18 protein-coding genes are annotated in these 17,090 nt (G+C 57.6%); 10 read left to right on the forward strand and 8 right to left on the reverse strand.

Annotated features, from left to right (window positions below):
- Positions 1–68 precede the first annotated feature (68 nt).
- From C7820_RS24875 to C7820_RS24885, 3 genes are all read right to left on the reverse strand, one after another.
- Positions 69–1,232 (reverse strand): winged helix DNA-binding domain-containing protein, encoded by a 1,164-nt coding sequence (locus C7820_RS24875; RefSeq protein WP_258875386.1) that lies wholly within the window; start codon positions 1,230–1,232, stop codon positions 69–71.
- Positions 1,233–1,331: 99 nt separating this feature from the next.
- Positions 1,332–1,763, reverse strand: a complete 432-nt coding sequence (locus C7820_RS24880; protein ID WP_116233322.1) for a hypothetical protein — start codon at positions 1,761–1,763, stop codon at positions 1,332–1,334.
- 81 nt (positions 1,764–1,844) lie between these two features.
- The gene (locus tag C7820_RS24885; protein WP_181909188.1) at positions 1,845–2,546 is read right to left on the reverse strand and encodes a hypothetical protein; all 702 of its coding nucleotides are present in this window, start codon (positions 2,544–2,546) and stop codon (positions 1,845–1,847) included.
- A gap of 318 nt (positions 2,547–2,864) precedes the next feature.
- Between C7820_RS24885 and C7820_RS24890 the strand changes: the two genes are divergently transcribed.
- Complete coding sequence (locus C7820_RS24890; protein WP_116233324.1) at positions 2,865–3,296, forward strand: MerR family transcriptional regulator; 432 nt, start codon at positions 2,865–2,867, stop codon at positions 3,294–3,296.
- A 92-nt stretch (positions 3,297–3,388) separates the two neighbouring features.
- On the opposite strand, the gene C7820_RS24895 is transcribed toward C7820_RS24890, so the two are convergent.
- A complete protein-coding gene (locus tag C7820_RS24895) occupies positions 3,389–4,300 on the reverse strand; it encodes an NAD(P)-dependent oxidoreductase (protein ID WP_258875387.1) in 912 nt (303 codons plus the stop codon).
- Positions 4,301–4,361: 61 nt separating this feature from the next.
- Complete coding sequence (locus C7820_RS24900) at positions 4,362–5,291, reverse strand: NAD(P)-dependent oxidoreductase (protein ID WP_116233325.1); 930 nt, start codon at positions 5,289–5,291, stop codon at positions 4,362–4,364.
- A 265-nt stretch (positions 5,292–5,556) separates the two neighbouring features.
- Between C7820_RS24900 and C7820_RS24905 the strand changes: the two genes are divergently transcribed.
- From C7820_RS24905 to C7820_RS24915, 3 genes are all read left to right on the forward strand, one after another.
- Entirely contained in the window at positions 5,557–6,162 is a 606-nt protein-coding gene (locus C7820_RS24905) for a TetR/AcrR family transcriptional regulator (RefSeq protein ID WP_116233326.1), read from the forward strand.
- Positions 6,163–6,246: 84 nt separating this feature from the next.
- Entirely contained in the window at positions 6,247–6,705 is a 459-nt protein-coding gene (locus C7820_RS24910) for an SRPBCC family protein (RefSeq protein ID WP_116233327.1), read from the forward strand.
- Between the two features lie 159 nt (positions 6,706–6,864).
- Complete coding sequence (locus C7820_RS24915; protein WP_116233328.1) at positions 6,865–7,986, forward strand: DNA alkylation repair protein; 1,122 nt, start codon at positions 6,865–6,867, stop codon at positions 7,984–7,986.
- Between the two features lie 113 nt (positions 7,987–8,099).
- Here the strand turns inward: C7820_RS24915 and C7820_RS24920 are convergent, their stop codons facing one another.
- Entirely contained in the window at positions 8,100–9,164 is a 1,065-nt protein-coding gene (locus tag C7820_RS24920; protein ID WP_116233329.1) for a bifunctional transcriptional activator/DNA repair enzyme AdaA, read from the reverse strand.
- 272 nt (positions 9,165–9,436) lie between these two features.
- Between C7820_RS24920 and rlmN the strand changes: the two genes are divergently transcribed.
- Positions 9,437–10,534, forward strand: a complete 1,098-nt coding sequence (gene rlmN, locus C7820_RS24925; protein ID WP_116233330.1) for a dual-specificity RNA methyltransferase RlmN — start codon at positions 9,437–9,439, stop codon at positions 10,532–10,534.
- Positions 10,535–10,772: 238 nt separating this feature from the next.
- On the opposite strand, the gene C7820_RS24930 is transcribed toward rlmN, so the two are convergent.
- Together C7820_RS24930 and C7820_RS24935 are read right to left on the reverse strand one after the other, a co-directional pair.
- Positions 10,773–11,138 (reverse strand): DUF423 domain-containing protein, encoded by a 366-nt coding sequence (locus C7820_RS24930; RefSeq protein ID WP_105445472.1) that lies wholly within the window; start codon positions 11,136–11,138, stop codon positions 10,773–10,775.
- Between the two features lie 72 nt (positions 11,139–11,210).
- Complete coding sequence (locus C7820_RS24935; protein ID WP_258875388.1) at positions 11,211–11,840, reverse strand: hypothetical protein; 630 nt, start codon at positions 11,838–11,840, stop codon at positions 11,211–11,213.
- 418 nt (positions 11,841–12,258) lie between these two features.
- Between C7820_RS24935 and C7820_RS24940 the strand changes: the two genes are divergently transcribed.
- The 5 genes from C7820_RS24940 to hxlB all read left to right on the forward strand — a co-directional run bounded on the left by C7820_RS24940 (position 12,259) and on the right by hxlB (position 17,008).
- Positions 12,259–13,233: an AAA family ATPase gene (locus C7820_RS24940; RefSeq protein ID WP_116233331.1), complete on the forward strand. Its 975-nt coding sequence runs from the start codon at positions 12,259–12,261 to the stop codon at positions 13,231–13,233.
- Positions 13,234–13,238: 5 nt separating this feature from the next.
- Positions 13,239–14,330 (forward strand): DUF58 domain-containing protein, encoded by a 1,092-nt coding sequence (locus C7820_RS24945; protein WP_258875389.1) that lies wholly within the window; start codon positions 13,239–13,241, stop codon positions 14,328–14,330.
- On the forward strand, positions 14,327–15,601 hold the full coding sequence (locus C7820_RS24950) for a DUF4129 domain-containing protein (RefSeq protein ID WP_116233333.1): 1,275 nt from the start codon (positions 14,327–14,329) through the stop codon (positions 15,599–15,601). Before C7820_RS24945 ends, C7820_RS24950 begins: the two co-directional genes overlap by 4 nt.
- A 206-nt stretch (positions 15,602–15,807) precedes the next feature.
- Positions 15,808–16,440: a 3-hexulose-6-phosphate synthase gene (gene hxlA, locus C7820_RS24955; protein ID WP_116233334.1), complete on the forward strand. Its 633-nt coding sequence runs from the start codon at positions 15,808–15,810 to the stop codon at positions 16,438–16,440.
- A gap of 1 nt (position 16,441) precedes the next feature.
- A complete protein-coding gene (gene hxlB, locus C7820_RS24960; RefSeq protein WP_116233335.1) occupies positions 16,442–17,008 on the forward strand; it encodes a 6-phospho-3-hexuloisomerase in 567 nt (188 codons plus the stop codon).
- Positions 17,009–17,090: the final 82 nt, after the last annotated feature.

Below are 17,090 nucleotides of genomic sequence, written 5' to 3' on the forward strand. Positions count from 1 at the left end.
TTAAGGGCTGTCGCGCTCCCCTTTGTTCAAGAAGACACGCCATGGCAGCCACTAGCTAGGCTTCGGTGTTAGAGCTCGGAAAGGCTGAAGTGGACTTCCCGGTTCGGGCAATCCGCTGCGGCAAAATCCAGCAGGCGGCGGCCCTCATCGGCCAATGCCTCCTGATCGGCGTCCGAGATAGGCTCAAACAGCTTGATCACGAGCTCGGCAGACTGCTTGTTCCGCTCCAGGCTCCACATGCCGCAAACGAAGCCGTCGACGATCACCGCTGCCCGGATGATGCCGTTCACCGTAAAGATACGGCGGCGGTAGCGCTCATCCATAATCCGGGAGCGGTCGGCGAAGGAGAGAAGCATGTTGTCGAATTCGCCGAGTAGGCGCGGAGGTGCGGGTGTATCCTCCGCCGGCAGGGGGGCGTCCGCCAGGTCGTACAGCAGGACGCCCTTTTCATCCAGGAAGGTCCGCAGACGCGGCTCGAGCCGGCGGATGACGTCGCTCAGCCGGGTCAGTCCGGACCAGACCTGGATGTCCTTGACTGAGGCCGGACCGAAGGCGGCCAGGTAACGCAGGACCAGCTCCTCGAGTCCGGAGCTGGAAGCTGCCGCGGGCGGGCTGCCCAGCCACGCTTCCGCGGTGGTGTGCAGGGCCTGGCCGCTGGCGTCCCACAGGCCCCTTGGGGGCACCTGCACGAGCGGCACGAGCGTGCGCACCGTGTTGGCGAGCGCGGCCGGGCTGCGGTCCGGCCAGCGCTCCTGCAGGCGGGCGCCGAGCTCGCCATAGGCCAGCGGGGCCTCCTCCACGAGGGCCCGCCCGGCTGCGGCGACCGCGCCGGTATCCAGGCCGGCGAGCTCCTTGCCGTAGCCTCCCTTCAGGCCGCGGTCCAACGCGGGCTGAATGACCGGGCGCAGCGCAAGAGCGTCCTCGGCCGTCACAAGGTGGATCGTCGACCGCATGATCGCGATGCGCACGGCCTGGCGCGTCTCGATCAGCCGGGACAGCTCCTCGTGCCGGAAGCCAGCCAGCCGGGCCAACAGGCCGTAATACGGCGGGGTCGGAGCCTGGGCCTGCATGCCGGCCAGATGCCGCAGCGCGTCAAGCACCGGCATCTCTGTCCGGCGCAGCAAGAGTTGGCGTTCGAGCAGTGCCCGGTTCAACGCCCGGCGGCTGAGCACCTTGGGAACATTTTTCGTAAAAAGGGATGTATCGGTTGGCTTGGGCATCGGCTCGGTCACGACGGCAGCGCCTCCTTAAGGTTCATGGTCTATACGATCTTATAACTTCAGTATAGCCATCAACGCTGACAACAATATGTCAGGGTTTGGAGAGTACGGTCAAAGGAATTTGTGATCCTCGTCCCGGGGATCGCTGTGGATTTTCGGGACGGAAGCCAAAATACGGAGCATGGTGGAAATCCAATAGTGCAGCAGGCCGGGTACCGAGAGAAGCAGAATCAGCAGCGGCCGGGCCGATATGCTTCTATGATTCAGATAGAACAGCAATAGGCAGGACACCAGAACATACCATACAACCGGCAGTACTCCAGGCCGCAGCTTCCAATAAGCTGCAACTAACCTGGAAACGGCTTGCAGAAGCAGCGAGTAGCACAAAATCGAAACAGAGTTCAGAAACAGCATGACCGTGACGATATCCTGAAACAAGGGAAACTCTTGCTCCGGACCGTACCATGGCCAGAAGGCAAGCAGGCCGAAAGCGCACAAGGCCAGAGACAGGCCTGTCCACAATACATAACAAAACCGAATCATGCGGAACCCTCCCCGAAAAGGTAATTATACACAGGGACCGGGTCCGTTACCGGGCCACCCCCGTGTATCATGCGGAACCATTCACAGCTGCTGATTTGGAGGTGGGAGAAGTATTTTAAAATAAGCCTCGACTTCGGCAGCGACCTCTTCCGGTCCTTTGGAGCCGTCCACTTCAATGAGGGGTAATCCCCGTTCCTTTGCAGACTGTCTGTACTGCTCGGCCCACAGCAGGTCACGTTTGATGTGGTTCCGCTGGGCAAGCTCGGGGTCATCCAGAACTTCGGCACGCCGCTGCCCCTTGAGACGCCGATGATGGGAAGCTCTTTTGAAGGGTTCGCTCGGCACCATCCATATGGCTCGTTGGGGATCTGGCAATAAAGGGAGGAGCGCTTCCGGAAAAAAGCCTGGCCCCTCTGCGATGATGGGACGATCCGCGGACATGGCATGCAAATCTTCAATAACCATGTGAAGCCGCTCCAACCAAACCGATTTTCCACTGGCAGCCATTTCCGCTGGTGTGCATGACAGCCATAACCATTCCAGAAACGCCTTCTCATCCAAATCCGCGAGTTTGGTTCCTAACGCGAACAATGCGGGATGCCGCTCAGGATCCGCGCGACGGATATGATCCATTTCATACCGGTCGAAGTGGTATACCTGTAACTGGTATGTTGAGCCAAGCAGGTCTGCTACCATCGTTTTACCACAATCCGGAGGGCCGCCGATCCAAAGAACATGCGGCAAGGCCGTTGTTTCCTTATCCACGAATGCAGCGATCATCATCACCTCTTTTTTCATGGAAAGTTGTCAGAGTGAAGTGTTTGAATTGCGATTCTACAGTTTATTGAGATCCAGTTATTGGGATCTTTGGGGCAGATGCCTCAACATTAACATGTTATTGGGGAGCGATGCAAAAGCAGTGGAGTCCAACTTTTTTGCCTATGCATAGCCGGTTTAATACCGATAAGGCTGAGATAACGAGCTAAACAAAAGGATATGCATATATCGTTGCGCAGGGCTGAGCCGCTGTTTACGCAAAGAACGATGCGGTATAATGGGAAAATAATGGGAAAGACACGATACAGAAAGGAGCCTGCCACAGTGAAAATAGGTCAGCTATCCAAAGCAACCGGCGTCAGCCCACGATCGATCAGGTATTACGAGAAGCAAAAGCTGCTTACGGCAAAGCGGTTGGACAATGAATACCGGGAGTTCGACGAGGTTGACATCAAGCGGGTTCAAACGATCCAGATTTATTTGGAGCTCGGGATGTCGACGAAGGAAATTCTTGAAATTTTGAAGTGCCATGACGATATCAACGCTTATACTGGCAGCGACGGATTTTGTGATGAAATGCTCGAAGCCTACGAGGACAAACGCGAAGAAATTTCCGGGCAAATTCAATCGCTCATGGCCGTTCAGCGGCGGCTGGATCAACGCATCGAACAAATGAGAGAGCAGCGGGTCTTGGTCAACAAAGAGGGCAGCGCTGTGGAAGAGACCCGCTCACTTGGAGAAGCATCGATAAGATAAACGGAAAAATCATCGAGAATAGCCCGATCCACTAGGTGGATCGGGCTATTCGGCCAGGCTCGGACGTTTGCCGAGGGCTGACATCTTCACGTTTACTTTTTTTGCAGTATTTCGGTAAGAAAAGAAAATCCGTCCGCACCATGCCCGTCGTCGATCGCGCGCAGGGCGATGTCGTTTGCGGCCGTTAGTACGCTGGTATCGATCCCATGGGGAAGTGCAGTTTCAATAATGTGCTTCATGCCAGCGGCTGCCGAGAGCAGGTTCGAGCCGTGTCCGGGATATTGCCTGTTGTCGACTTGCTCAGCGAGTCCAGCCATAATATTCGGGAGAATGATGCTGATTCCTTGAGCAAAAGGAAGAAGTTCCTTCGCGCTGATGTTTTCCGCTTTCGCCAAGGTCAGGGCATGAATATAACCGCTGATGGACGTCCAGTAAATATCCAGGAGCGACACATCGTAGGCTGCGGCCCGGCTGGGATCCTCCCCGAGGTATGAGGAAGTGCCTCCGATGCTTGCCAAGGTATGACGATGGGCTTGGTAGACGGACTCCGGCCCGCTGTACAAAACCACAGCCGAGCTTTGGCCAATCGTTGTCGTCGGTGTCATGATTGCCCCGTCAAGGTAGTGAATCTCGTGTTCTGCCGCCCATTCGGCGGTTTGGCGTGCGCGAAACGGTGCGTCGGCGGTCAGATTCACCAAGGTACGCCCCTTCAGTGCGTCGCCCAGCGGGCGGATGATCGCATGGACGGCGTCATAATCAAGGACGCACACGATAACCAGCGGACTGGCCAGAGCGGCTTCAGCGGCCGTCCCGGCAAGACTCGCTCCCTGTGCGACGAGCGCATCGGCTTTGCCGGCAGACCGGTTCCAGACTGTGGTTGGATGCCCGGCCTTCAGGAAGGCCCCGGCCAGTGCATGACCCATGGGACCAAGACCGAGAATCGTCACCGGTGCCCGGGTTTCTTGTCTGGGATGGCTGTGCTGAACCGGGTTATTGGCTGTCAATGGAATTCCTCCTTTTTTTCATTTATCCATTCCATTCCGATTGAGGTGATGCAGCAGGCGGTCAGTCAGGTAGGGGATGCTGTATCATCTCGATGATCCTGGTGAGGCCGTCGGTACCGTGACCTTCCGCTACTCCCCTGTCGATCAGGGCCTGCATCGGCGTGATAAGCTCCGTACTGATTCCCAGCTCTCTGGAGGCGTCGATGAAATTGACGAACCCCGTCTGGTTGATATAGAGGCTGGATACATCTGTTCGATGATCGTTGGCATCCACCGCCTGCGCAATCTGGGGCATGGAGGCCGACATGGCCGAAAGCCAGGGAACCACAAGCGGCGTGAACGATTCGGCTTGGACTCCTACCGAGCGGACCATGGCTATAGCATGGAAAAGGCCGCCGTACATCCCGTACATAACGCTCAGCAGCGCCAAGTCGTAGAGAGGGGCAAGTCCGGGATCGCCGCCGAGGTACTTCGTGCTCCCCAGTTTTTCCAAAGCAGGCTGCCAGGCTTCAAAGGCACTAGACGAACCGCTGTACAGGACAAACGCCCCGGAGGTTCCGATCATTTGCGGCACAGCCATGATGCCGCCGTCCAAATATTCAGCGCCGTGTTCGGCTGCCCATGCGGCCGTCTGCCGGGCTTGTGCCGGCGATCCGTTGGTGAGGTTCACCACCGTCCGTCCGGCCAGCACATCACCCGCCTGCTCGAGGATTTCCTGCACGGCTGCATAATCCAGCACGCAGATTACAATCAGTGGACTGGCCGCAATGGCTTCAGCGACCGTGCGAGCGGCCACCGCGCCTTGCGCCGCGAGTGTCTCGGCTTTGCCGGGCGTGCGGTTCCAGACGGTGGTCCGGCGGCCCTCCTTCAGAAAGGCTTGGGCCAGCGCCGACCCCATCATGCCTAGTCCGATGACGCTCACCGGCAAAAGATGCCCCTCAGTTTGCTTCCAATCCTGCCCCAGCGGATTCCCTTGTTTATTTTCCTTCATAGGATGTTCTCATCTCCTTTCCTACCCATCTTAAAAGGTTGACACAGTGTCAAAGTCAATGCGTATTTTTCACGATTTTATAAATGCGAAGCTTCGGCTCAAGGCAGTGACGAATTGGCGATAGGATTGTTTTTAAGGGGAGAAATCAGCTTTCCGTTATATCCCAGTTATTGACAACGGACTCGTGGAGGTTTTACAATGAATCAACGGAATGTTAGTAATTACTAACATTATCCGGATGACGACTCCAAAGGATGCTGACACAATGACGGAATCAACGACCAACCGGGACAGGCTGATGCTGACCGCGATTGACCTGATGGCCGAGAAGGGATATCAGGGAGTAACCACGAAGGAAATTGCCGCAGCGGCGGGAGTGAGCGAGATGACGCTGTTCCGCCAATTCGGCACCAAGCTGCAGCTGCTGGAACAGGCGATCGACCGTTTTCATTACGCGGGCGAGATGGAGGAGCTGTTTTCCACCCGGCTGACATGGAGCTTGCGTGAAGATCTGCTGCGGATAACCCGTGCCTACCATGACATCATGGATCGGAACCGGAAGCTGGTGCTGGTCATGCTGCGCAGCGCGGAGCTGTCCGATCTGCGCGACCGGGCCCAGGATCATCCGCGGCAGCTGCAGCAGCTGCTGACGGCGTACTTCCAGGAAATGCAACGGCAGGGGAAGGTGAAGGCCATAGATTCCGAGGCGCAGGCTATGGCTTTTATGTGGATGAATTACGGTGCCTTCATTTCCCGTCTGCATAACGCGGATTTGATTACAGCCGTGTCCCAGGAGCAGTTTTTGCAGACGAGCATCGCATTGTTCGTCGATGCCCTCACTCCGATGAACGAACGGATTAAAGAGCGGTAGAGAACGGGCCAGACGGTGGCACGGAATGCTCGATCGGCCGGGACAGGCTAAGTAACTATTTTTACATTGCGAGGAGCGGTGACAATGAGCAAATCAACAAGCAAGCTGGCGGTACCCATTGCGGATGATGCAGCGAAGCCCGTGGGATTGACCGCCGCTGCCGGGTTTCAGGTCGGCGTCCGGAGAACGTTTCCGGTATCACGGGAGGCGGCGTGGTCGCTGCTGACTTCCCCGGAGGGTATGATGGTATGGCTTGGGAAACTTCCGGCCCTTGAATTCAAGCCGGGAACGACGTATACGTCCAAGGAAGGAAACCACGGCGAGATTCGGGTCGTCAAACCCGGGGAGCAAATCCGCTTGACCTGGCAGCGGCCCGGCTGGCCCCATCCTACCACGGTCCAGATCCGCTTGCTGGAGGCCAAGACCGGAACGACGATCAGCTTCCATCAGGAAAAGCTGACGGATATCCAGCAGCGTGAGCAGATGAAGGCATATTGGGAGGAGGCAGCGGACCACATCCGGCAGCAGCTGGCTGCAGACTGATCGAAGGCATGGCCTCAACGAATGGATCATTGAGTAAAACGCCGCCACTTGAATCGCTTGAATGAATCGAAGGAGCCGTAAGGCCGGTAAGACGACTTGGAGAGTTGATTTCCTCCTCCGCTGCGGCTTACTATAATAACTTCAGGAGGAGGTCTGCCAATGGCTGAGCTGAAGGCAGTATACAATGAGGAATTTTTGCGCGGATTCGGGGCGAAGGTTTATACGGCCCACGCCGCGTTTGATACAGATAAGTTTGTCAAAGACGTCATGGACGACACATGGGAGGAACTTGAGCTGAAAGCCCGTATGCGGCGGATCAGCGCAAAGCTGGGCGATCACTTGCCCGCCCGATATGAAGAGGCGCTGGAGGTGCTTTTCGCGATCGACGAGCACTGCGCGGGGTTTCCGTACCTGTTCTTTCCCGATTTCGTGGAAGTGTTCGGGCAGGCGCCGGAGCACTGGGAGCTTTCAATGAAAGCGCTCGAGCGCTTCACGTCCAAATCGTCGGCGGAGTTTGCCGTCAGGCCCTTTCTGCTGCGGGACCCGGAACGGATGATGCGCCAGATGACAGCTTGGGCGGAGCATCCGGACGAGCATGTCCGGCGTCTGGCCAGCGAAGGCAGCCGGCCTCGGCTGCCGTGGGGACAAGCCCTGCCGATATTCAAGAAGGATCCGGCGCCGGTGCTGCCCGTGCTGGAGCTGCTGAAACAGGACCCGTCGCTCTATGTCCGCAAGAGCGTCGCCAACAACCTGAACGACATCGCAAAAGACCATTCTGACGTGGTGCTGGAGACGGCGCGGCGCTGGAAAGGTACTCATCCGCATACCGATTGGATTATCCGCCACGGCTGCCGGACCTTGATCAAGAAGTCCCATCCGGAAGCGATGGCTCTGTTCGGATATGCAGAGTCATCCGCGGAGGAACCGCTGGCGTCCGCCGCTTCGCTGACGGTAGAGCCGTCCGAGGTCGCCGTCGGGGGCAGCACAGAGCTTCACTACGAGATCCGCGTGAGGGACGGGCAGCCGGCCCATATCCGGGTGGAATACGGGATTGACTTTGTCAAAGCCCGCGGCAAAATATCACGCAAAGCGTTTTTGCTGTCGGATAAGACCGTACCCGGAGGCTCCCGCCTGTCGGGGACGCGAACCCATTCCTGGGCCGATCTGACGACGCGCCGACATTATCCGGGCGAGCACCGGATCGTGCTGCTGGTCAACGGCCGGGAGGCGGCTTCCGCCAGCCTCGTGCTTAAGGAAAGCGGCGGGGAGCAGCAGGCATAGGCGAAGCATGCGCAGACAAACCAAACAGGAGTACCCGAGCGGTCGTTGGACCTCAAGGGGACTCCTGTTTTTCGTGATCGGCGTGCCTTTATATAAGCAGGGAACGCTCAGAATCAGTGCTGCCGCTGGTTTGAAAGAAACTGCTTCTCGTGCTGAAGCAGCCAGCTTTTACGCGTCAGTCCACCGCCGTAACCGCCTAAGTCGCCGCTCGCATTGATGACGCGGTGACAGGGAATGACGAGGGCGAGCTGGTTGGCGCCGTTGGCCTGGGCCACGGCCCGGAAGGCCTTCGGTTTGCCGAGAGCCCCGGCTAGCCCGGAGTAGGAACGGGTCTCGCCCGGCGGGATTTGCACCAGCTGCGCCCAGACCGACTTCTGGAACGGAGAGCCGATCAGATGCAGCGGTGTGGTGAATACGGACAGCCTCCCGTCAAAATAAGCCGTCAGCTCCTGCTCGATGGAGCGTATGGGAGCGGTGACGCCCGGGATGATCGCCGACTTCGTCCGCTGGCGCAGCCGCTCCACTTCGCGCTCGAGGCCCCGCCGGTCCACAAACTCCAGCAGATACAGCGCCTCCTCGTCAGCGATCGCGACCATCGGGCCGAGGCGTGTATCGATCCATGCCGCGCGCAGGATACGGCTGTCTGCGGATTTCGCCGGAGCCGCCCCCATGATGCGGGAGAAGGCGTCCCGGAATCCGCTTCCGGATTCATACCCGCTCGACAGCTGGGCGTCGATCACCGCCTGGCCGGACCGGATCTGCTTGAACGCCAGCCCCATGCGGCGGGCGCGGGCATACTCCACAAAGGTCATGCCAAACCGTTTTTTGAACTGCCTCCGCGCCGTCGAGGCATCGATGTCGAGCTCATCAAAGTCCTGTTCCTTCCACCGTTTTTCCGGATAGGCCTCGACGGCTTCGACCAGCTTCTGGACGACCGGCGAAACGTGATTCGGATGGGACAGCGGGCGGCAGCGCTGACAGGGCCGGAAAGAAGCGAGCAGCGCCTCCTGCGCGGTCTCGTAAAACTCACAGTTTTCATATTTGGGCTTTCTGGCCGGGCACGTCGGGCGGCAGAACACTCCCGTCGTTTTGACCCCGACATAGAAAATCCCCTCGTACTCCGACTTTTTATCGAGCAGCGCCTGATAATACTCCATTTTATGTTCAGCCGTAATCATGACCGGCCTCCTTTTTTCATCATCCTTTACTCTTATTATAGACCAGCCCTGCAGATCCCCGCCGCCGAAAATCGGGTACTGATTTTTAAATGATCGTTCTTTTTCAACAGGACGCCGTAATGGCGGAGCCAGCAGCCCCCATCCGTGGCTAAATTCCCGCTGCATCCCTTGTTTTAACAAAAAAAATTTGGGACAATAATAGACAGATTGCCTGCCGGATCTGGTAAAGTAGAGAGAGTATGCATTTAAAGCTTTTGAAAAGAGGAAAAACGATGAACAAACCATCCATCTATGGATTAACGTTCGATCAGCTGTCTGCATGGCTGCTTGAATATGGACATAAACCATTCCGCGCCTCTCAGGTGTGGGACTATCTATATGTACAACGGGTCACCGATTTTGCCGATATGACGGATGCCAATCCGGACTGCGTGAAGCTGCTTGCGGAGCATTACGTTATCCAGACGCTCGAAGAGCATGTGAAGCAGGAGTCGGCCGACGGGACGGTCAAGTTTCTGTTCCGATTGCAGGACGGCAACCTGATCGAAACGGTGCTGATGCGCCATAAGTTCGGTCTTTCCGTCTGCGTGACGACCCAGGTCGGCTGCAATATCGGCTGCAGCTTCTGCGCGAGCGGACTGTTGAAGAAAAGCCGGGACCTGTCCGCCGGGGAAGTCGTGGAGCAGCTCATGAAGGTTCAGCTGTTCCTGGACCAGAACAAGCCGGGCGACCTCGTCAGCCATATTGTCGTAATGGGCATCGGGGAGCCGTTTGATAATTTCGAGAACATGGTTGACTTCATCAATGTGGTCAAAGACCGCAAAGGGCTGGCGATTGCCGGGCGCCATATTACCGTATCGACCAGCGGACTGGCTCCGAAGATCATGGAATTTGCCGACCGCGATTTGAAGGTGAACCTGGCGATTTCGCTGCATGCGCCGAACAATGAGCTGAGAACCCGGATTATGAAAATTAACAAGGCTTATCCAATTGAGGAAGTTTTGGGAGCCATGGATTACTATCTGGCCAAAACGAAGCGCAGAGTGACACTCGAGTATATTTTGCTCAAGGATGTCAATGACGGCAGGGAACACGCGGCTGAATTGGCGGAGCTGATCGGTGACCGCAGACAGCTGGTCAACGTCAACCTGATCCCGTACAATCCGGTCGATGAGCACAGCCAATATCAGAGAAGTGCGCAGGAGTCGATCCTGGCTTTCTATGACACGCTCAAAAAGAACCGGGTCAGCGTCAGCGTCCGGCTGGAGCATGGCACCGATATCGACGCGGCCTGCGGACAGCTGCGCAGCAAGCAAATCCGTAAGGAAAACGGCAGGGGCGCGGGCCAGGCCAGCGCGGTAAACGGTTGAGGCCGGCATCCTGTTTTACAGGGTAGCTCCCTTTTTAAAAACATGAATAACACGAAAAAGCCTGCAAATTTGCAGGCTTTTGTCATAATACCAGAAAGTATAAACTCCAGAGCCATGGCTTCCTGGTATTGCAAGAAAAATTACCTTTAAACGCGGTCTGTCTTCTTTGAAGGTACGTCGATTGACGTTTTTCTTATGCCTAGGAGCATTTATACGAAACAGCCCTATTCTCAATCGGTTAGCCAGCCACAGCCACGATGAATACGACCCATCCCGCCAAAAAGGCAACCCCGCCGATCGGCGTAATCGCCCCCAGCTTGCGGATGCCGGTCACGCTCAGCGCGTACAGGCTTCCCGAGAATAACAGAATTCCCGCAAACAGCAGCCATCCTGCGAGTTGGATGGTGCCCGCATGTGCGGCGGATGGGGCATAGAGGCCCATCAACAGCAGGCCAAGTCCGTGAGCCAAATGGTATTGGACTCCCGTCTGATAGGTTTTCTGCCGGTTATCATCGAGTCTTTCCTTCAGGGCGTGCGCCCCGAATGCGCCGATGGCCACGGCCAAAAACATCATGATTCCGCCCAGAATGAGCAGCGTGTTCACATCAATCACCTCTAAGCGTCATCATACGTTCTGGAGCAGCGGCCGTCAACGGCTTGGATTTGACCTGTTTTCTTAATAATGACGGCGGATATGGTGATTCCGTTTTTTCTTCTTCACAAACTTGTTCATGCCGCTAGCGCCGGATCCGCCGCCGACCGAGTCCTGCTGTCTGGTGCAAGGGCTGTCGATGGTGGAGTTGGTGCCGCTCGTGCTGTGTGTGCCGGAGCCGCTGGCAATTTGGGTGGCGGCAGCCTCCTCGCTTCCCTCCGGCATTTGAACCCGCTGGTGATTCAGAACGAAGATGGCTTCCTTCTTCCGGCGGTGCGAGCGTTTCCGCTTACCGCGGCAGGCGTGGGCGGGCTCGCGGAGGATGCTGATGTTATCGGCGGTGCCTCCGGCTCCGACGCTGACCTGCTGGTCCGTATTCGGGGAACCGATGGCCGCGTTGCTTCCTGACGCGCTGCTGTGGCCTGCACCGCTGGCGATCTGCGTCGTATTCGGGGCGTTGGTGAATTGATCGTTAATGACAAACACGAACTTATCGAACCTGCGGAGCGGAACTTTGGTCGTTAGCCGTTTTTCGCCTCGGACGATGCTGACGATGAGCTTGCCCTGTGACCGTGAACGAGAGTGCCTCTTCAGTCGTCTTGCCATATGCCGGCGGGCATAACCGCAACCGTGGCTTTTAAGATACCTCCTCATATCAACCATCCTTTGTCTGTGGTATGGTTCATCCTAGTGATGTTTGCCGGATTTTGTGAGGGACAACTGTCTTGGAGGGGCAAAAAATAGGGCGTTTGATATAGGATGAACTAAAGAAATGAATGTTATAGGCCTCTAATGGGCTGTTATAACAGGAGGATCAATGCAAAACGTTAATTCAATCGATTTAGCCGGATTTTACCCCTGATAGGTGATTAATGCTTCTGTCGGTGATAAAATATAGCAAAACCGTCCGGTCATAGAGAACGGCACGCCGGAAGATCTGTAGCTGAACCGTTCCCGGTGTAAAGGTCCAGTCAGCCGGGGCATCAAAGACACTTGTAAACGCTTTAATCATAAACCGTAGATTGCCTTAGCCTAAAGCGCGGGCAGTCATACAGGAGAGGATGGGAATGCAATGCAGGTGAATCAAGTTCGCGAGTTGGCTGTGAAACTGAAAGAGAATATCGGGAGGGTCATTGTCGGCAAAGAGGGAGAAGTGGAGCTGCTGCTGACGGCCTTGCTGGCGTCAGGACATGTGCTGCTGGAGGATGTGCCGGGGACCGGTAAAACGCTGCTTGCCAAAAGTTTGGCGGCATCCCTGTCGCTCAGCTTTCAACGGATTCAGTTTACCCCCGATCTGCTTCCGTCGGATTTGACGGGCATCCATTTCTACAACCAGAAGGACGGCGAATTTCAGTTTCGCCCGGGTCCGCTGTTCTCGCGGATCGTGCTTGCGGATGAAATTAACCGGGCCACGCCCAGAACCCAGTCCAGCCTGCTGGAGTGTATGGAGGAGCGGCAGGTCAGCATTGATGGGCAGACGATGGCGCTGGAGCGGCCGTTTATGGTGCTGGCCACCCAGAACCCGGTCGACAACCAGGGCACATTTCCGCTGCCCGAAGCCCAGATGGACCGCTTTATGATCCGCATGAAGCTGGGTTATCCATCCGCAGCGGAAGGGAAGGAGATCTTGAAGCGGACGCAGGGACCGGCCGGCCTAACCGCAGAGCGGGCCGAGCGCACGGCAACAGCCGACGAGGTGCTGGAAGCCCAGCAGCTGTGCACGCAGGTGAGCGTAAGCGAGGACTTGATGGGATACATCGTATCCCTGGCTGAAGCGACCCGCGTCCATGCGGAAGTGGCGCTTGGCATCAGCCCCCGCGGAACCCAGGCGCTGCTGCGCGCGGCGCAGGCTTATGCTGCGCTAAATGGACGGGAGTACGTACTCCCCGATGACATTAAGCATCTGCTGGTGCCGGTCTGCGCTCACAGACTGGTGCTCAAGAAGCGCTACGGCGGGCAGCATGAGGCCGCCCGGCGCATTCTGCTTGAGGTGCTGGATCATATCGCAGTTCCCAGCGAAGCGGGACTGGAAAGCGGCGTGAGATAATGGCGATGCTGTGGCTGCTTCTGGCCTGCGGCGGCGTGTTGGTGCTGCAGGGCCTGATCCTGGGCAGGGGATCGCTGAGGAAACTGACGTACGAGCGCCATTTCAGCACGGAAACCTGTTATGTGGGAGACCGGATCGAAATGGTCGAGGTGATTGAAAACGGCAAAATGTTTCCGGTGCCCTGGCTGCGCCTGGAAGCGATGCTTCCTTCGTCCCTGATGTTTAAGCGAAGCCGGGAAACCTCGATCAGCGAAGGGAATATTTATCAGAATCATACGAGTTTATTTATGCTCCGTCCCCGGACCCGAATTACCCGGACGCATCAAATCCAGTGTACCCGCCGGGGGATCTATCGGATGGACTCGGCCACGATGACCGGCGGGGACCTGTTTGCGGTCTACACCCCGTCACGGCAAATTACGCTCAGCAAACGGCTTGTCGTTTACCCGGAGCTGCTGGGCGATGACCAGCTTCCTTCCTCCTGGAAGACATGGCAGGGGGAGCTCGCGGTGCGGCGCTGGGTCGTTGAGGATCCGTTTCTCATTACCGGAATCCGGGAATACGCCGCGGGAGATCCGATGAACCGGATCCACTGGAAAGCTACCGCCAGAACGGGCGAGCTTCAGGTGCACAAGCACGGCTATACCGCCGATCCGCGGGTCATGATCTGCCTGAACATCGAGGTGTCCGAGCAGATGTGGAACGTGGTGACCCGGCCGGAGATGGTCGAGGATGCGCTGTCCTATGCGGCCACCTGTGCGGCTTCGCTGATCCACCAGGGTATGGCCGCCGGCTTCACCCATAATGCCTCGGTTAATCCGGAGAGCCAGGCTATGCTCCGGCTCGACCCGGATTACGGCACGGCCCATTTGGAGAACCTGCTGGAGGCCATGGCCGGTGTGGATATGAAGACGCGGATGTCGTTCCACGAAATGCTGCGTCTGGAAGCGGAGCGCGAGCAGGAAGAGACGGTCGACTATCTGCTAATAACGGCGCATCTGTCTGAAGCGGTCCGGGAGAGCATCCACGGACTGGAGAACAAAGGCCACCGCGTATCGGTTGCGGAATGGCCGGATGCGAGGGAGGCGGCGGTATGATACGTCAGCAAGCGCAAGCCCGTTACCGGGGAGCCGGGGAAGCATTATACTTCTCGCTGCTCGAGTCCGCCTCGCTGTACCCTGTGGCCGTGCTGCTTGCGGCATGTGCGCTGCCGCTCCATCCGCTGCTCGTCTGGCTGCTTGCGGGGGTTGTTCACGCTGCAGGCGTGCTGGCCGGCCGGGAGCAGTCCCGCAGCGGGGGCGGCCGCCTGTGGACGCCGATCCCGCTGGCGGCGGCGGTCCTGCTGCCCCTGGCCGTGTTCGGGCTGCGGCTCGCCGCGGCGCTGGCCGCTGTGGCCCTGCTGGCGGCTGCGATCCGCGGGCTGATCGCCGGGCGCAAGCAGTGGTGGAAAACAGCGGTGCAGCGGCTGCCGCTGATCGGCCTTGGCGCCTCGCTCGTGCTCTACATCACTGCCGGCCAGGTCAGCGCCCTTCATCCGCACCGCACGTCGCTGTACGTGATGGCGATGATTACGCTGTTCGCCCTCCTGCTGCGCATGAACGGCGAGCGGGTCCGGGACGCCTCGCACGCTGAGCAGGCCGACCGTCAGCTGTTTGGCCGGATCCTGACAGCAAACCGCTCGATGACGTGGATCGTCATTGCCGTTATCGCCCTGCTCAGCGGATGGAAGGGCCTTGGTGCGATCTTCCTCTTCCTGCGGGACGGCCTCCGGTCTCTCCTCCAAGGCTTGGGAGGAGACGGACAGTCTGTGGAACAGCCTCCGCAAGCACCGGCCGATCCGATGATGCCCGATCTGTCCGGAATGGATCAGGGTCCGGTGCAGCACCCGATGTGGCTGAAAGTCATAGGCTATGTCGTCCTGGGCATTCTTTGCCTGGCTGTTCTTGTTTTGCTGGGGATGCTGCTGTATAAGCTGTTCCGGCGCTGGCTTCCGGAGCGCATCCGAAGCTGGGTCCGGCGCTTCGCTTACCGGCTCGGGCTGCTGCGCCAGATCCGGCACATTTCCGAGGAGGCGGCGGACTTTGTGGATGAGGTCGAGCGAATCGACCGCGTTGCCGCCAAACCCCGCCGTTTCCGCCGCTTCCGAAAGGAACCGGATATCAGCGGCAGCGACCCGCGTCAGGCTTACGAGAGCCTGATCCGCCGTGCGGTCAAGAAAGGATTCGTGTTCCGGGCGAGCCGGACGCCTGCGGAGAACGGCGCCGAGCTTGCGGCGGGAGAGAGCTTCACCGGCATGGCGCCGGAAGCGGTTCATACGCTCATCGAGCGGTATAATGCCGTGCGGTACGGCGGGAAAAAGGAGCAGTAGAAGCCCTGCTCCGGCCAGCATGATGCCGTACACTTTTGGTCGTGAAGGTCCCCTAAAGGGGGCCTTTTTTGTGTTCTTGGACTTCCAATAGTTACGCCGAGGTAACTTCATTACGATAAAGTGCCTACTTACGCAAGCGAAATAGAGCCACTACAATGGGGTTGTGGTTCACGAACCAAATCGATCATAAAGGAGACAAACGCACTATGGAACTTCAACTGGCACTTGATCTTGTCGATATTCCCGGAGCCAAGGAAATCGTAAACGAGGTTGCTGAATATATAGACATCGTGGAAATCGGAACGCCGATCGTCATCAATGAGGGGCTTCGGGCGGTGAAAGAACTGAAAGAAGCCTTCCCTTCCCTGCGCGTGCTGGCAGACCTGAAAATCATGGACGCCGGCGGATACGAGGTCATGAAGGCATCCGAGGCCGGGGCGAGCATTATTACCGTGCTCGGCGTCTCAGACGATACCACCATCCGCGGAGCCGTGGAAGAAGCTAGAAAGCAAAACACAAAAGTCATGGTCGATATGATCAATGTGAAGGATATTGAACAGCGCGCCAAGGAAATTGACCAAATGGGCGTGGATTATATCTGCGTGCATTCAGGGTACGATCATCAGGCTGCAGGCATCAGCTCCTTTGAAGACCTGTTGACGATCAAACGCGTGGTGAACCGCGCCAAAACGGCCATTGCCGGCGGGATCAAGCTGAGTACGCTGCCTCAGGTGATTGCGGCCGGTCCGGATCTGGTTATTGTGGGCGGGGGAATCACCGGTCAGGATGACAAGCGGGCTGCGGCATCGCAGATGAAGCAGCTGGTCAGTCAGGTCTAAGATGAACACGGCCGATTATGCTCTCGAAATTACGAAGGAGCTGCAGCGATCAATTGCCCGCATCTCGGATGGAGAAGCGGACCAGTTGGCTGACATGATTCTTGAAGCCGGAAATGTATTTGTGGCGGGAGCCGGCAGGTCGGGCCTGATGGGCCGGGCGCTGGCCATGCGGTTAATGCATCTCGGAATTCCCGCATATGTGGTCGGCGAGACGGTAACGCCGGGAATCGGCACGGGGGACCTGCTTGTCATCGGGTCCGGGTCAGGCGAGACGCAAAGCTTGGTCACGATGGCCAGAAAGGCCAAGGAAATCGGAGCAGCGGTCGTCACCACAACCATTCACCCGGATTCCACGCTGGGCCGGTTGTCCGATCTCCCGGTTCGTCTCCCGGGTACGCCCAAGGATCAGCAGACAGCAGGCAGTGGAGAAAAGGCGACTATTCAGCCGATGGGATCGCTGTTTGAGCAAACCTTGATCATTTTGTACGATGCCGTCGTTCTCCGCTTGATGGAGCAGCGAGGGCAAGATTCCTCCCAGATGTTCGGCAGACACGCCAACCTGGAGTAAAGCTTCATCTGAAAAAGATACCCATCCACACAGGAGCCATCCCGGAGGTCGCAGACCGAGGGATGGTTCTTTTTTGCATCAA

Source organism: Paenibacillus sp. VMFN-D1, assembly GCF_003386155.1.
Classification (GTDB): domain Bacteria; phylum Bacillota; class Bacilli; order Paenibacillales; family Paenibacillaceae; genus Paenibacillus_AQ; species Paenibacillus_AQ favisporus.